General features: G+C 47.9%; 1 protein-coding gene. It reads left to right on the top strand.

The window, feature by feature from the left end:
• Positions 1-261: trigger factor (locus tag ACSV5T_RS09995; RefSeq protein WP_438321023.1), on the top strand; the 261-nt coding region annotated here is incomplete at both ends.

Here is a 261-nt window from a genome sequence, read left to right on the forward strand (position 1 = left end):
AGAAGCTGGTTTCGAACCAATCGCTCTCGAAAACATCGATGTAGACGGCACGCTCGAAAAAGGTCAACCTGTAACGTTCAAAGTAACGTTCGTTGTTGAGCCAGAAGCTGAGCTTGGCGAATACAAAGGTCTCGAGTACGAAGCTGTTGAAACAACAGTCACTGACGAAGAAGTTACAGCTGAACTTGACGCGCTTCAACAGCAAGGTGCAGAGCTTGCTGTCAAAGAAGGCGCAATCGAAAACGGCGATACAGCTGTCTT

Source organism: Veillonella sp. ZSJB6 (assembly GCF_051549505.1).
Classification (GTDB): Bacteria; Bacillota; Negativicutes; order Veillonellales; family Veillonellaceae; genus Veillonella.